This window comes from Lysinibacillus sp. EB271-A1-10B, assembly GCF_058791335.1.
Genome location: NZ_JBYTDL010000017.1, coordinates 87,059 through 101,676, shown reverse-complemented (window position 1 = coordinate 101,676; position 14,618 = coordinate 87,059). Strand labels below are relative to the sequence as shown.

Below are 14,618 nucleotides of genomic sequence, written 5' to 3'. Positions count from 1 at the left end.
GTCCGGTTCAATACCGAACTCATTTTACTCAAGCTGCCTAATGAAATAACCGTGTCTAACTTTTAGGGGTCACTTCAGTTTGCTTTTGGAAGGTTTTGTTTGATTTAGTTGTACTTACTTATCAAGCTAAATCTTGGTACGTAGTTCTGTTTTTTAATAAGGCAAAAATCCAATGTAATAGTTTATTAACACAAGCTATTATCGCTACTTTAAAAGGTTTTCCTTCGTCACGTTTTTTATCATAGAATTCGCGTAATTTCTTGTTTCGAGGAATGATTCTATCGTCTGTTTTAGTTTTCCTGCAATCTCGTATTGCACAACGAACAGCCATGAACAAGGCATGACGAAGTCTACTTGAACCTCGTTTTGTAATCCGATTTTTTGTCGCTGAAAACTTACCTGATTCGAAAACACTTGGGTCAACTCCAGCGAAAGCCACAAGCTTTTTAGGGTTGTTAAATCGATCTATTTCACCAATCTAAGAAATAATCGTTGCAGCGATTTTTTCACCGATACCTGGAATAGATTTGATAATACTATATTCTTCAATTTCTTTAGCGAGGGCATCTATTTCTGACTCTAACTTTGATAGATGCTCTTTGTACTGAAGAAGGATCTTTATATACATATCAAGACTTAAAATATGACTCTGGTAAACTGTTTTTTCAAAAGGATTACGAGCTGCAGCAGCTTTAAGCTGTATAGCTTTTTCATTTGCCCATCTAATGGATCTACTCTTACATAGTTCATTAATTTTGTCTGTAAGGGATTCCTCACTTGCTTTCAAAATATCTTCTGAAGAAGGGAACTCTGAAAGAGTTAATAGTGAAACATTAGAATATAAATCTCCGAAGACCCCGTTATATTCAGGAAATACCTGTTCAAGGACTGCCTGAAATTGCAACTTAGTTTGAATCATTACGCCAGTTATATTTTCATGTTGTCTTGTAAGATTACGGAGATTTAATAACTGCACACCACGTTTTTTATATGGCTCTAATTCCTCTTTATAGAACAATTCACAAAGAAGATAGGCATCAATGGCATCCGTTTTTACTTTTCTCAAACTTGATCCTCTTGCCTTATATGAAATTAACGGATTAATGATGATCAATAAATATCCTCGTTCTTCTAAATGATGTATGACAGGCGCACCATAATGTCCTGTAGCTTCTAAAATGATTGTAGGCTTCATACCAGCCTCGTTTTTTACATCCTCTAAGAATATGACAAGGTCATTTAGACCTTCTAAAGTATGCGTTACCTTAAAACTTTTACGATACGGTTTGCCTTTATCTAAGAATGCCTGAACTTGGCTTTCTCCTTTTGAAATATCCAGACCAACGACTGGATTCATTCTTAATCCCCTCCTAGAATCATAGTTTGCCAGTTACCCCTAATCCTCCATGCAGTGTCATAGCTTCGCTTGTTATACGAGATCTAAGTCCCAACCAGCCTCAATCATGTTTCTGCAAGTAGGGGGCGAACGGTTTAGTTGACGGGGTCAAGCCCCACGAGCAGATACGTTCTACCCTGGCTACTGCTATAATAAAACCAAATAAAAAATGGTCAACCAGAAATATCTGGTTGACCTTATAATACGAACGAAGCAGGTTAGTTGAAGATTATATCTGTATATAACAAGTAGCGTTTTGGTAATTTTTACATTTTGTTTCCTTATACAAAGATAGTACAATTTTCAGTAAGGCTTATATAAACAAGAAGAGTAATAAGCTATTTTATAAACTTGTGGTGAGAAAATGTATAAAATTAGGCATATTAATGTTCCCGTGGAAGGCTCGGATCTATTCGTTACAGCTGAATTCGAAAAGAAAGTTACACTTTGGTCATTTGCTTCCAAAAAGAAACTATCAGAATTTGATACTATTTTAGATTGTGGAGGGCAAAGAATGGTGTTAATCCCTTCTCCTAGCCCAATTGTAGTTACGGCGGCGTACTACCGTAAAGGTGTTGCTGCTTACGATGCATTAACAGGAGAAAAATTGTGGCATCGCAAAGATCTTACAAAAGTACAATATGTTGATAGATTAATAATAGATGATGAAATAGCTATCGGTTTGGGACGTAGCCAAGGTCCTTATATGATATTAAATTTAAGAGATGGTTCTACTAAGGAGCAGATAAGAGGCGTTAGAAGGATTTTTACAGACAACGAAGGTTCAAAAAGGTTAGTTGTAAAAGATTCTCAAGATAAACTTATTGATGTTACCAATAATAAAGTTCTGTTTAAGGATAGAATCAATCCTGAAAGAGTTGAATTCTTAGATGATCATTTTGTAGTTAATACATATAAAAAAATTGTTTGTTACGACTTTGAGGGTCAAATTGTATGGCAATATAACTGTCCTGAAGGGCATATTTTTCATAATTTAAGTAGGGATGTCAAAGAAGATGAGTGGCTGTTTATTCTCTGGAATTGCCAAACAGGAGGACCTGTATCCATTTGTAGAATAAACGATTCTGGGGTATTAGTAAGTAAAAAAATTCTGGGTAATTTATTTCTATATGAATTCATAAAGGAAGGTGAATTTGTGATTACCTCTGATGGTGAGGTAAGAAATACGGATACACTTAGTGTTGAATGGAAGTTCTGTAATAAACTAATACAAAATAGTTAGTAATATCATTTATATTGCCAATAGGATTAGAATGGTTTTGGCCTAATTTCATTAGTGCAAAGTGCAAAATGTGAAATGTCACACTTAAACTAACGGAGTGCAAGAGTTAAACAAGGTGTTGCTGCGGCAGCATCTTTTTTCTTGTTGTGCTAACGGGGCAGATTAGTTGAATAAGAAATAACAATTGATATAGTCGAATCTAGGGTTTAAAGAATTACACACATATAATTGGAGGATGAAATGGACACAAAACAATTAAGAAAATGGGCAGAAAAATATGACGTTGAGAAACAAACTATTGAAGGGTTTTTGTACTATATTAATTCTTTTGAAAAGGAAGAAGGAGAATCGTTTTTTGACGAGAACATTGATAAAAATCAATTAAATCTTACTTTAGATAGTATAGGACTTTTCATTGGTGCTTGGAGTAAAGACTCATACATACAATATGGATTTGATTATATTACTTCATATCTAAAAGTTATCTATAAGGAAGATAATTTGGGTACCTATAAAATGTCTTTTACACTAGATGGGGAGATAGTTGATGATTCATTTTCACCTTTTTAAAGCTAGCTTACTCGGCTAATGGTGCAGGGTAGTTGAACAAGGCTATTTTATCCTTAATGGAGAATGGAGATTACAGTGTGAGTAATTATTGGAATTATAGAATAGTGAAAAAGAATTGGGAAGATGGATATGTTTCATATGAGATATGCGAGGTATATTACGAAAACGATGTACCTACTTCGTGGATTTGGGGTAAAAATGTTCTGAATGGAGAAAGTAAAGAAGACCTAGAGTGGACATTAAGTATGGTCTCAAAAGCGTATGAAAAGCCAGTGCTTGAAATAGTTGGCGATGATGAAGGCTTAATTGAAGTAAAGGAATAGTATAAAATTCTTATTCAACTAACGGGTGGCTTTAGTTGAATAAGATAGACAATCCAGCAGCAACAATCTTTGAGAAAACAGCCATTTATAAAGAGATTAATCGATATAGTAAGTATTACAAACATTTTAAATTCAGAAGTAAGGGAGAGTTGACTTTGTCCTATTATGTAATTGATGCTTTTACTGACACAAAATTTGGCGGTAATCCAGCAGGTGTCGTAATCAATGAAAATTTAGATGAAGAGTTCATGCAGAAATTTGCTGAAGAAGTTCGTTTTTCAGAAACAGCATTTATTAAAAAAATAGACAGTAAAAATTTTGACATAAAATTTTTTACTCCGACTGCATAGGTTGAACTTTGTGGACATGCAACTATTGCATCCTTACAGGCATTATTAGATAGTGGTGCTATTGAAGATAATAATACATATTTTATGAAAACACTCGCCGGCACACTTGCTGTTGAAGTGAATCAATCCTTTATCATGATGGAGCAAGCTGAACCTCAGTTAGGAAAAATATTCGATGATTATAATTGTTTGTCTGACCTTTTTAAAATTGATAAATGCCAAATAGGAGATATAAATTACAATTTAGTGCCTCAAGCTGCAAGTACAGGTCTTTGGGATATAATGCTTCCGATAAAAACAAAGGATGATTTGTATGCTTTAAATCCTGATTTTAAGGCACTTGCTGAATATACAAAAATCAATAAAGTGGGGGGCGTTCATGCATTTACGCTCGACACAAAAGAAGGGATAGCAGAGAGTAGAAATTTTTGCCCACTCTTTGGTATTGATGAAGAAGCTGCAACAGGTACTTCAAATGGGGCGCTTAACTTATTATCTTTTTCATAACCACATACTAAATGAATTTAATCAAGAGTACTTGTTCCTTCAAGGGCATAGTATGGGTAGACCATCAAACATTGTTACAAAATTAATTAAAAAAATAATCCAAGAGTTATGGTAGGCGGGAAAGCAATCATTTTGTCAAAGGGGAACTATGCTAGGGGTATTTAAATGTTGAAGTGAAAGTGATTTCCGTTCCAGGCTACTCGCTTTTCTGTGGGCGAGCGTCGAGAAACTTCGCTTTCGCACAGAAAACATCGGCTCCGTGGAGGGTCTCGCTCTCACTGCTAGAGGCATTGCTCTGCGATGAAAGCGAAGCGACAGCAACAACAACAACAAAGCGCTCAGTCGGAACGGAAATCACCCCCTCGTATTGCAAGGGGTAATTAATGTCTTTTTTATTCTTCATCATAAGATTGAATTATTTTTTGGATGGATTTCAGGGTTTCATAAAAATCCTCGTATTTCTCTAAGCCAATATCATTAATAATTCTTTCTTGAATATCTTCCCAGATGGGAGCAGCCTCGTTTAATTTTTCAACCCCTTTTTCAGTCAGAGTAATTACCTTCGTCCGAGCATCTTGCGGATCTTTCGTTATGTCTACATAGCCATTTTGCTTTAACAAGTTAATATTGCGTGTAATAGTTGTTTGATCGAGTAGCAAAATATCACCTAGTTGACTTATGGAAACTGATTGTTGATGATCGATATTTGCTAGCATGGAGTATTGTGTAACTTTTAAGCCAGTGGGCTGTAATAATTTATCATACAAGTGTGTCACGACTCTTGTTTTTTTTCGAAGGTTTGCACATACACATATTTGTGTGTAATCTATATTCTTCATTGCTCCGTACTCCTTTTTGAGTGAGTTCAATATTATAGTAGCCTCATTGGTTTATTTTGTTTAGATGGATAATGTTTCTTGACAGTGATAAAAGTAGTTATTTAGAATATATATGTATATACATATATTTTTGGGTTGTAAATGTAATTGTATCTTTCACATTAAAGAGTACACTAAAAATCTTCCAGGAAATGAAGGTGTTAAGATGAAGCGTATTCATTATAGCTGGTTTATTTTAATTATAACCTTTTTCTCAATTATTGTTGCAGGAATTACTATGTCATCATCAGGGGTGTTCATAGACTCCTTTGAAAAAGAATTTAATTGGGATCGATCTTTAATTGCTTTAGCGTTTGCAGTGAGTCTATTTTTATATGGATTTTCAGGCCCGTTTATGGCGGCGTTACTAGAAATAATTGGTTTAAAGAAAATGATGCTAGGTGCGATGGCTACATTATTCATAGGCATGTTGCTTACACTTTTCATGACACAATCATGGCAGTTAATCATTATATGGGGCGGTATTATTGGCTTAGGAGCAAGTCTTTTTTTAACTGTGTTAAGTCCTTATGTAGCTAATAATTGGTTTGTGAAAAGTAGAGGGTTGGCAGTAGGAATATTAACGGCGAGTACTGCAACAGGGCAGTTAATTCTCCTCCCTATATTGGCAATTATTATTGAGCATTATTCTTGGCAATGGGCGATTGGACTAATTCTCATCCTAAGTTTTGTTATGTTCATCACTATTTCTATTTTTATTAAAAATAAACCACAAGATATTGGAATTCTTCCTTATGGAATGGAAGAAAATCTTGAAATCCAACAAGAGAATCATAAGAAAAATCCGATTAGTATTGCTTTTAATGGTTTACTTGAGGCTATAAAGAGGAAAGAATTTTGGTTATTAGCGGGGAGTTTTTTTATTTGTGGGCTTTCGACTAGTGGGTTAATTGGTACTCATTTTGTTTCTTACTGTATTAGTTTTGGTGTCCCGTTAGTAACCGCTGCATCTTTCCTTTCTTTTATGGGAGTGTTTAATCTTGTTGGCACTACTTTATCAGGGTGGTTGTCTGACCGTTTTGATAATCGATGGTTATTGTTTTGGTATTACCTATTAAGAGGAACGTCTTTGCTTTTACTCCCGTTTGCATTAATGCAAGGGTCGTTCACTTTACTGACAATCTTTACAATATTTTATGGATTAGATTGGATTGCTACAGTGCCTCCAACGATTAGTATTTCTAGACAAATTTTTGGTACAAATAAAAGTGGCATTATTTATGGGTGGATTTTCGCTTCTCATCAAGCAGGAGCCGCAGTTGCCGCTTATGGTGGAGGCCTGATCTACAAGTTCTTCAATTCATATACTTGGGCCTTTTTCCTAGCTGGGGTGTTCTGTGCATTGGCAAGCTTATTTGTTATCATCGTGAAAAAACAAACACCGCATCAAGCCAATATTTGATAATCTATAATCAGTTGAACTGATAATATTTATTGGTAGTAGGCTTTTCGGCATAAAGAAGTGGTTGATTTCCGTTCCGACTGAGCGCTTTGCCGCTGCCGCTTCGCTTTCGCATAGAGCAAAGCTTCCTGAGGGCGTCCGATGAGCCGCTTCACTCTCTCTAGGGTCTCATCTGTGACGCTAATTCCCGTGGAGTCGCTCAGCCTCCACTCCAACCAGCCATTTCACTTAGTATGTATCTTCTGGCATATTACTCTAGTTTATCGTGTTACCACAAAACTAATAGATATAACAACATGAAGTTGAAGCCAATATTATAACAGCTTCAACTTTTTTGTTTAAATCTAAAATGGAAAAAAATTTTTGACATCATCCAAACAAAAGTTTATAATATAAACAAATATAACAAAAGGTGATGCTATGAATGAAAGAGAACAGGCGGTCCTTGCTTTAATTCGCCAGAATCCGTTTATGTCTCAGCAAGAGATGGCAGATAAGATGAAACTATCTCGACCAGTCCTTGCCAATTTAGTGTCGAGCTTAACGAAGCAGGGGAAAATTGTAGGTCGTGCATATATTTTGCCTGAGGAAAATGAAGTTATTTGTATCGGTGGAGCCAATCTCGACCGAAAGTTTCATGTCAAAGGGAATGTCCAATTCAGTACGTCCAATCCTGCAAGCTCTTCATTTAGTGTAGGTGGTGTTGGACGAAACATTGCTGAAAACTTAGGCAGATTAAATCATCAGGTAACATTGTTAACTACCGCTGGCAAAGATGCTGATTGGCAAGTAATCCAAGAAGCGTCAGAGCCATTTATGAATTTACGTTATGTAGAACAGTTACCGGATGTTTCGACGGGTTCCTATACCGCGATTATGGATGAGCAGGGTGAGTTGGCACTAGCAGTAGCGAACATGGATGTATACGAGCTTTTATTGCCAAGTTTGCTAAATAAACATGAGGCAATGCTGATGAATGCGGGCTGCTTTATTATGGATTTAAATTGTCCAAAGGAAACAGTGGCTTACATTCAGCAGGTGTCAATTGCCCGTGATATTCCATTTGTCATCGTGCCGGTATCTTCGCCGAAAATGAATCGATTACCAGATACGTTGCAAGGTGTAACATGGTTTATTTGTAACACAGATGAAGCAGAGACGATTGTTGGTCATACAATCGAAAACTCAACGCATTATGAAAAGGCTTTACAGCAACTTCTTACATTAGGTGCTGAGCATGTCATTATTACAGCTGGTAGTAAGGGTGTGTATGCAGCTTCCACTACAACGAAGCCAAGTCATTTCGTAGCTAAAGCTATAGAAAAAATTGAAGATGTGACAGGTGCAGGAGATGCCTTTGTCAGTGCTGTAATCCATAGCTGGCTTACTGGCCAATCTTTTGCAACATGTATTGATGCAGGCTTAACAAATGCCAAAAATACTCTTGCATCGCCATATACCGTAAGACCTGAATTATCAGTTGATTTGTTAAACAGTGAAATGGAGGAATAACAACATGAAAGAATTCATCGTATTATCAGAAGAAGTAAAAGCAGGACAAGCGAAAGGTTTACCAATCGTAGCATTAGAATCAACAATTATTTCTCACGGAATGCCATATCCACAAAATGTGAAAACAGCACGAGAAGTAGAACAAATTATTCGTGATAATGGTGCAGTACCTGCAACTATTGCATTAATTGATGGGAAAATCAAAATTGGTTTATCAGATGAAGAACTTGAAATGTTCGGTAATTCACAAGGTGTAGCAAAAGCATCTCGTCGTGACTTAGGCTATCTTTTAGCAACAAAAAAATTAGGAGCGACAACTGTAGCTGCAACAATGATTTGTGCGGAGCTTGCTGATATCGAAATTTTTGTAACTGGCGGTATCGGTGGCGTACACCGTGGTGCTGAAACAACAATGGATATTTCAGCAGACTTAGAAGAATTAGCGCAAACAAATGTTGCTGTAATTTGTGCGGGTGCGAAGTCCATTTTAGATATTGGTTTAACTTTAGAATACCTTGAAACTAAAGGTGTACCAGTCGTTGGATACGGTACAGATGAACTTCCAGCATTCTACACACGTCAAAGCGGTTTTGATGTAAACTTCAAGATTGATACGCCAGAGGAAGTGGCAGAGATGCTACGTGCAAAATGGCAATTAGGCTTAAAAGGTGGAGCAGTCATTGCTAACCCAATTCCAGAGTCTGAAGCACTTGAACATTCATTCATTACAGAAATCATTGAAAAAGCTCTAGTAGAAGCAGAAGAAAACGGAATTCAAGGTAAAAACGTAACACCATTCTTACTTGGAAAAGTTAAAGAATTAACAGAAGGTAAAAGCCTTGATGCCAATATTGCATTGGTAAAAAATAATGCAGTAATTGGGTCGAAAATTGCTGTAGCGTATAATAAATTAAACTCATAAACTTTTGTACAGAAAAAGAGACTCTTTGCGAAATATAAAATTCGCAAAGGGTCTTTTTATTCATTTGAGGGGATATTTTTCCAATTTTCACATTGTTCACGAGAATAACTAAACAAAATGACACAGTTACTTTACAATAGCCCATTAAATTTTATACAATTAAGTTTATATCTAATCTGAAAAATTTGACGAGCAAGGTGGACATGTTATGGCGAAAGAGCAAATTTTGACTCCCGAGGACGTTTTTGAGTTAGTCAAATCCTACATGAATGATGAAAATGTCGCATTCGTGAAAAAAGCATATGAATTAGCAAGGGATGCCCATATTGAGCAATTCCGAAGCTCAGGTGAACCGTATATTATTCACCCAGTGCAAGTAGCTGGTATTTTAGCTGAATTACAAATGGATCCAGAAACAGTTGCGGCTGGTTTTTTACATGATGTTGTCGAGGATACGGATTTTACGCGCGACGACTTAGTTCGTGAATTCGGCGAAGAGGTTGCAATACTTGTAGATGGTGTAACAAAGCTTGGGAAAATTAAATATTTATCTAAAGAAGCGCAACAAGCAGAAAATCATCGAAAAATGTTTGTAGCGATGGCGCAGGATATTCGTGTCATTTTAATTAAACTGGCAGACCGTCTACATAATATGCGCACATTAAAGCATTTACCTGCAGAAAAACAACGCCGTATTTCTAAAGAAACACTTGAAATTTTTGCACCACTTGCGCATCGTCTTGGGATTTCGACTGTTAAATGGGAGCTTGAGGATACAGCACTTCGTTATTTGAACCCGCAGCAATATTATCGCATTGTCAGTCTTATGAAGAAAAAACGTGATGAGCGTGAAGCATATTTAGACAATGTCATGACTGAAATGAAGTCACAGCTTACAGAGGTTGAAATTGAAGCGGATATTTATGGTCGCCCAAAACATATTTACAGTATTTATCGTAAAATGGTGTTACAAAAGAAACAATTCAACGAGATTTATGATTTATTAGCCATTCGTGTACTTGTCGATAGTATTAAAGATTGCTATGCCGTACTTGGGATTGTGCATACATTATGGAAGCCGATGCCTGGCCGTTTTAAAGATTATATTGCGATGCCAAAACAAAACCTATACCAATCATTGCATACAACAGTAATTGGTCCTTATGGTGATCCATTAGAAGTACAAATCCGTACAAAGGAAATGCATAAAATTGCAGAGTACGGGATTGCAGCGCATTGGGCATATAAAGAAGGTAAAAAAGTTGATAACGAAAAACAAAATGTCGACCAAAAATTAACATGGTTCCGAGAAATTTTAGAATTCCAAAACGAATCATCGAATGCTGAAGAATTTATGGAATCTTTAAAATTTGATTTATTCTCTGATATGGTCTATGTTTTCACACCTGAAGGGGATGTCATTGAATTACCGGCAGGCTCTGTACCTATCGACTTCGCATATCGTGTGCACTCAGAAGTCGGAAATCGTACAATTGGCGCGAAAATCAATGGTAAAATGGTGCCGCTTGATACACCGTTAAAAACGGGAGATATTATTGAAATTTTAACTTCAAAGCAATCATTTGGTCCGAGCCGTGATTGGCTGAAAATAGCCCAATCCTCACAGGCCAAAAATAAAATAAAGCAGTTTTTCAAACGTCATCTTCGTGAAGAAAATATCATCAAGGGCAAAGAGATGATAGAAAAGGAAATCCGTGCACAAGATTTTGACGTGAAAGAAACAATGTCAGCCGAAAATTTGAAGCGTGTATGCGAAAAATTTAACTATACAAATGAAGAAGACTTATATGCTGCTGTCGGTGTGAATGGAATTACAGCTCAGCAAGTTGCTAATCGTCTAGCTGAAAAGCGCCGCAAAGAGCGTGAACAAGAAGAAGCTCTTGAGAAAATTGAACAAAAAATGAAAAACCCTATTCCTCAAAAACGGACGGAATCGGGTGTTATCGTAAAAGACATTGACAATATGCTTATTCGACTATCTCGTTGTTGTACGCCAGTTCCTGGAGATGAAATTGTAGGCTTCATTACAAAAGGTAGAGGTGTTTCAGTACACCGTGCAGACTGCCCAAATATCCAAGTAGAAGATGAGCAGGAGCGTTTAATAGAAGTAGAGTGGGAACACGGACTTACTCCAGAGAGAAAAGAATATCCTGTCGATATTGAAGTTTCAGCTTTCGATCGACCAGGCATTTTAAATGAAATCATGCAAATTGTTAGCGAAACGAAAACGAATATTTTAGCAGTAAGTGGTCGTGCAGATCGCGATAAAATGGCAACGATTCATTTAACAATTTCGATTTCAAATATTTCACATCTGCATAAAGTAGTGGAGCGTATTAAGCAAACACCTGATATATATTCAGTACAACGTGTTATTAACTAATCGATTTCTTTGTTAAATGAATGGTTGGGCAGTAGCAACTTTGTTATGTACCGAAAAATGATACTTCTGGTGCATATAATGAGGAATTGAGGTTTTAAAAAATGAAAGTAGTTTTACAACGTAGTAAAGCAGCCTCTGTTACGGTTGACGGAAAAGTAACGGGAGCTATTGATAGCGGCTATGTTCTTCTAGTGGGCATTACACACGAGGACACGCAAGAAAATGTTGAATATTTAGCAAAAAAAGTAGCTAATCTTCGCCTATGGGAAGATATTGATGGGAAAATGAATCATTCCATTTTAGAGCATGGAGGGGCTATTTTATCCGTCTCACAATTTACATTGTATGGGGATGCAAAAAAGGGGAATCGTCCAAGTTTTACAAATGCAGCAATACCAGAAGTTGCGGAACCGTTATGGGAGGCTTTTAATAATGCCTTACGCGAACACGGTTTGCATGTGGAAACGGGAATATTTGGTGCAATGATGGACGTTGCACTTACAAATGATGGCCCAATTACGATACTTCTTGAGTCTAAATAAATGGTACGTTTCCTATAATTTCTTCATACATTTAATAGTATGGTTAGTTTTGTAGGAGGGAAGTGTGTTAATGGTGACTCAGGGAGAACGCATATCGAATCCATATTTATACGAAATGCTAAATCTGATGATTGGTCAGGCAATAGTAGTGCAAACAGAGAAAAATATCCATCAAGGAAAATTAATCTCTGTATTACCTGACAATATCGTTGTAGAGATTAGTCGTACTCCATTGTTCATTCGTCTAAAGGAAATCGTGTGGGTGACGTTGGCAAAGAGGGAAAAATAAGCGCATTAAGGTCTCTATACTCAGAGAATATGAGTTAGAGGCCCTTTTTGTTTAACTAGTAGTTAGTGAATGTCGATATTCATTTACAATACAGTGCCAAACCACCGTGTTTTTAATCGATTTCAGTTCCAACAGCTTATTTACACTTCTAAAAAGAAAACGTCATATTTGTTTGATAATCAAAAATAAGCTGCAAAGGAATGATAACTCTAGGTTCCTTAGCAGCTTATTTATATTGCCTAACGGACAGTAATTTAGTCGCACCGAAAGCGACACGTCATGCAGTCCCAATAATTAAGTTTCACTTTATTGATTCTCGTTAAAGTAATCTAAAACGCCTTGGTAGATGCCGAGAGTAGCTTGTTCCCGGTATTTAACGGTTGTAATAACACGTTCCTCGCTACCATTACTTAAGTAGCCCAGCTCAACAAGGACAGCTTTTTGACGATTTTCTCGTAGAACTAAATAATTTCCTTGTTGGGTACCACGATTTTTTAAATCGATTTTATTTGAGAGTCCATTATTTATTGCCTCTGCAAGACCTTGTTGATTACTATTCATATAATATGAGGTGAAACCATTAATGGAGCTATCGTCAGTTGCATCATAATGTATACTGATAAAAGCATCTGCTTCATATTGGTGTGCAATTGAAACGCGTTTGCGGAGGTCAACATATTCATCTGATTCTCTTGTCATGACAACATTTGCTCCAGCAGCACTCAACTTTGAAGCAAGAAGAGATGCAGTTTTCAATGTAATTTCTTTTTCGTCGGTTCCACGTTGTCCAGTTGTACCGTGATCATTCCCACCATGTCCTGCATCTACAATAATCGTTAACCCATTTAAAGTACCTTTCTTGCGTGGTTTCGATTTTTCCTTTTTGGTAGGAGTAGCAGCTTTGCTCGACGAAGAAGTCGTAACGACCCAGTTCGCTACAAAAGCAGTTTTTTCATCTATTTGTATTTCATAAAAATCATTTTTAGCGCCTACAATAGGGTAGGTTTCACCAGCGTCTACGCGTTCAACAACATCAGCAACTGTTGATGCATCTGTCCGTAAGTTTGTCCCATTATAAATGATTGTGACAGATTCAAGCTCTGAGGAAGTAGAAGAAGATTTTGATGCCGTACTTTTTATATTTGAAAAAGTACCATAAAAGCTATAAACCCAACCTGTTTTTTTATTGTTATATTGAATTTGTACCCAGTTATGTTCTTGAGCTAGCACCTTAAAGGCTTGGCCATTTGAAACAGTTCCTATTTTGCTAGCATTTAAGTCTGGCTTTTGGCGCACATTAAGAGCATCCACTAAAACTGTAAATGTAGTATCTTTGTTGACTTTTTTTGTGGATACTTCGACTTTAGGTTCATCAGCCTCAGCTTTTACCTTTTTTTCAGGTAGAGCATTGATCGTCACATAGTCAGTGGATACCCAACCAACTAGCCCATTCCAATCTATTTTCGCCCATTCACCATTTTTTGCAATAAGGTTAGCTTGGTCGCCTGTTGATAATTGTCCAAGAACTGCTGAAGATATGTCAGGCTCAGTACGGATATTTAGACGATCGACTTGTGAAATCAACGTTTGATCAGCCACTTGCTTATCGTCTATCGAAGCGGTTAGCCAGGATGCTACCCAACCTTCGTACTTGCCTGCTTTTACTTGTATCCAATCGCCCTCACGACCAATAGAAGTTAATGGGTCACCCTCATCTAATGTCGTAATAATTGGATATGACAGTCCAGGTCCCTCACGTAAATGAAGAATCGTTCCAGTTACTTTTAAGTCACTGGAGTCGGCTAGTGCTCTTTGAACAGAGTGACTTGGAAATGCAAACGTTAGCACTAGTACGAAGATGATTAGAATATGTAAAAGTTTTGTCCTCATCAGATTCCTCCTATTCTTGTTCTATTTTACCATGCTTTAGTAATAGAATTCGTGGGAAAAAGGTAACGGAATTTGTTATTTTAACGAATGTAATGTAAAAAAAACAAAAACAGTTGACATTGCCTTTTGTTGTGACTAACATAAAGGGTAATCAAAAAAATGATTAACCGCTTATGACCAAGCAAGTAGCGTATACCTCTATTGAAGAAGAGAGGGAAAGACCTAGGCTGAAATCTTTCCTACAAAAATGTATAACGTGAATAACACTTGAGAGGCTTTTTTCTGAAAAGTAGTGCTTAGTAGGAAAAAACGGAATCGGCCGTTATCCGATCAGGAGGAGGACGCATGTATTTGATGCGTCAACTAGGG

11 protein-coding genes, 2 pseudogenes and 1 other annotated feature (1 of these 14 cut by a window edge) are annotated in these 14,618 nt (G+C 36.8%); of the genes and pseudogenes, 10 read left to right on the top strand and 3 right to left on the bottom strand.

Features of this window, described 5'->3' with window-relative positions:
• Window positions 1-121: 121 nt before the first annotated feature.
• A pseudogene (locus tag AC3WSK_RS19170) lies at window positions 122-1,357 on the bottom strand (IS110 family RNA-guided transposase).
• A gap of 403 nt (window positions 1,358-1,760) precedes the next feature.
• Between AC3WSK_RS19170 and AC3WSK_RS19165 the strand changes: the two are divergent.
• The 4 genes and pseudogenes from AC3WSK_RS19165 (at window position 1,761) to AC3WSK_RS19150 (ending at window position 4,389) form a co-directional block, all read left to right on the top strand.
• Window positions 1,761-2,639, top strand: a complete 879-nt coding sequence (locus tag AC3WSK_RS19165) for a PQQ-binding-like beta-propeller repeat protein (RefSeq protein WP_492414348.1) — start codon at window positions 1,761-1,763, stop codon at window positions 2,637-2,639.
• Window positions 2,640-2,879: 240 nt separating this feature from the next.
• On the top strand, window positions 2,880-3,209 hold the full coding sequence (locus AC3WSK_RS19160) for a hypothetical protein (protein WP_492414349.1): 330 nt from the start codon (window positions 2,880-2,882) through the stop codon (window positions 3,207-3,209).
• A 77-nt stretch (window positions 3,210-3,286) separates the two neighbouring features.
• Window positions 3,287-3,532, top strand: coding sequence for a hypothetical protein (locus tag AC3WSK_RS19155; RefSeq protein ID WP_492414350.1), 246 nt, complete (start codon window positions 3,287-3,289; stop codon window positions 3,530-3,532).
• A 35-nt stretch (window positions 3,533-3,567) separates the two neighbouring features.
• Window positions 3,568-4,389 (top strand): annotated as a pseudogene (locus tag AC3WSK_RS19150) (PhzF family phenazine biosynthesis protein).
• A 392-nt stretch (window positions 4,390-4,781) separates the two neighbouring features.
• Here AC3WSK_RS19150 and AC3WSK_RS19145 read toward each other — a convergent pair.
• The gene (locus AC3WSK_RS19145) at window positions 4,782-5,228 is read right to left on the bottom strand and encodes a MarR family winged helix-turn-helix transcriptional regulator (protein ID WP_079562815.1); all 447 of its coding nucleotides are present in this window, start codon (window positions 5,226-5,228) and stop codon (window positions 4,782-4,784) included.
• Between the two features lie 205 nt (window positions 5,229-5,433).
• Here AC3WSK_RS19145 and AC3WSK_RS19140 point away from each other — a divergent pair, with 205 nt between their 5' ends.
• The 6 genes from AC3WSK_RS19140 to AC3WSK_RS19115 all read left to right on the top strand — a co-directional run bounded on the left by AC3WSK_RS19140 (window position 5,434) and on the right by AC3WSK_RS19115 (window position 12,359).
• Complete coding sequence (locus tag AC3WSK_RS19140) at window positions 5,434-6,690, top strand: MFS transporter (protein WP_492414351.1); 1,257 nt, start codon at window positions 5,434-5,436, stop codon at window positions 6,688-6,690.
• A 420-nt stretch (window positions 6,691-7,110) separates the two neighbouring features.
• Window positions 7,111-8,202 (top strand): carbohydrate kinase, encoded by a 1,092-nt coding sequence (locus AC3WSK_RS19135; RefSeq protein WP_079562817.1) that lies wholly within the window; start codon window positions 7,111-7,113, stop codon window positions 8,200-8,202.
• 4 nt (window positions 8,203-8,206) lie between these two features.
• Window positions 8,207-9,124, top strand: coding sequence for a pseudouridine-5'-phosphate glycosidase (locus AC3WSK_RS19130; RefSeq protein ID WP_492414352.1), 918 nt, complete (start codon window positions 8,207-8,209; stop codon window positions 9,122-9,124).
• A 208-nt stretch (window positions 9,125-9,332) separates the two neighbouring features.
• A complete protein-coding gene (locus AC3WSK_RS19125) occupies window positions 9,333-11,528 on the top strand; it encodes a RelA/SpoT family protein (protein WP_079562819.1) in 2,196 nt (731 codons plus the stop codon).
• Window positions 11,529-11,629: 101 nt separating this feature from the next.
• Window positions 11,630-12,070, top strand: coding sequence for a D-aminoacyl-tRNA deacylase (gene dtd / locus AC3WSK_RS19120; protein WP_492414353.1), 441 nt, complete (start codon window positions 11,630-11,632; stop codon window positions 12,068-12,070).
• Between the two features lie 70 nt (window positions 12,071-12,140).
• Window positions 12,141-12,359, top strand: coding sequence for a DUF2642 domain-containing protein (locus AC3WSK_RS19115; RefSeq protein WP_492414354.1), 219 nt, complete (start codon window positions 12,141-12,143; stop codon window positions 12,357-12,359).
• A 306-nt stretch (window positions 12,360-12,665) separates the two neighbouring features.
• Here the strand turns inward: AC3WSK_RS19115 and AC3WSK_RS19110 are convergent, their stop codons facing one another.
• On the bottom strand, window positions 12,666-14,249 hold the full coding sequence (locus AC3WSK_RS19110; protein WP_492414355.1) for an N-acetylmuramoyl-L-alanine amidase family protein: 1,584 nt from the start codon (window positions 14,247-14,249) through the stop codon (window positions 12,666-12,668).
• A 164-nt stretch (window positions 14,250-14,413) separates the two neighbouring features.
• Window positions 14,414-14,618, top strand: a binding site (T-box leader) (it continues 37 nt past the right edge of the window).

Coding starts and splice junctions, on each gene's coding strand:
- AC3WSK_RS19160 (WP_492414349.1), top strand. CDS start 2,880: ATGGACACAAAACAATTAAGAAAATGGGCAGAAAAATATGACGTTGAG.
- AC3WSK_RS19140 (WP_492414351.1), top strand. CDS start 5,434: ATGAAGCGTATTCATTATAGCTGGTTTATTTTAATTATAACCTTTTTC.
- AC3WSK_RS19125 (WP_079562819.1), top strand. CDS start 9,333: ATGGCGAAAGAGCAAATTTTGACTCCCGAGGACGTTTTTGAGTTAGTC.
- AC3WSK_RS19135 (WP_079562817.1), top strand. CDS start 7,111: ATGAATGAAAGAGAACAGGCGGTCCTTGCTTTAATTCGCCAGAATCCG.
- AC3WSK_RS19115 (WP_492414354.1), top strand. CDS start 12,141: ATGGTGACTCAGGGAGAACGCATATCGAATCCATATTTATACGAAATG.
- AC3WSK_RS19130 (WP_492414352.1), top strand. CDS start 8,207: ATGAAAGAATTCATCGTATTATCAGAAGAAGTAAAAGCAGGACAAGCG.
- AC3WSK_RS19145 (WP_079562815.1), bottom strand. CDS start 5,228: ATGAAGAATATAGATTACACACAAATATGTGTATGTGCAAACCTTCGA.
- dtd (WP_492414353.1), top strand. CDS start 11,630: ATGAAAGTAGTTTTACAACGTAGTAAAGCAGCCTCTGTTACGGTTGAC.
- AC3WSK_RS19110 (WP_492414355.1), bottom strand. CDS start 14,249: ATGAGGACAAAACTTTTACATATTCTAATCATCTTCGTACTAGTGCTA.
- AC3WSK_RS19165 (WP_492414348.1), top strand. CDS start 1,761: ATGTATAAAATTAGGCATATTAATGTTCCCGTGGAAGGCTCGGATCTA.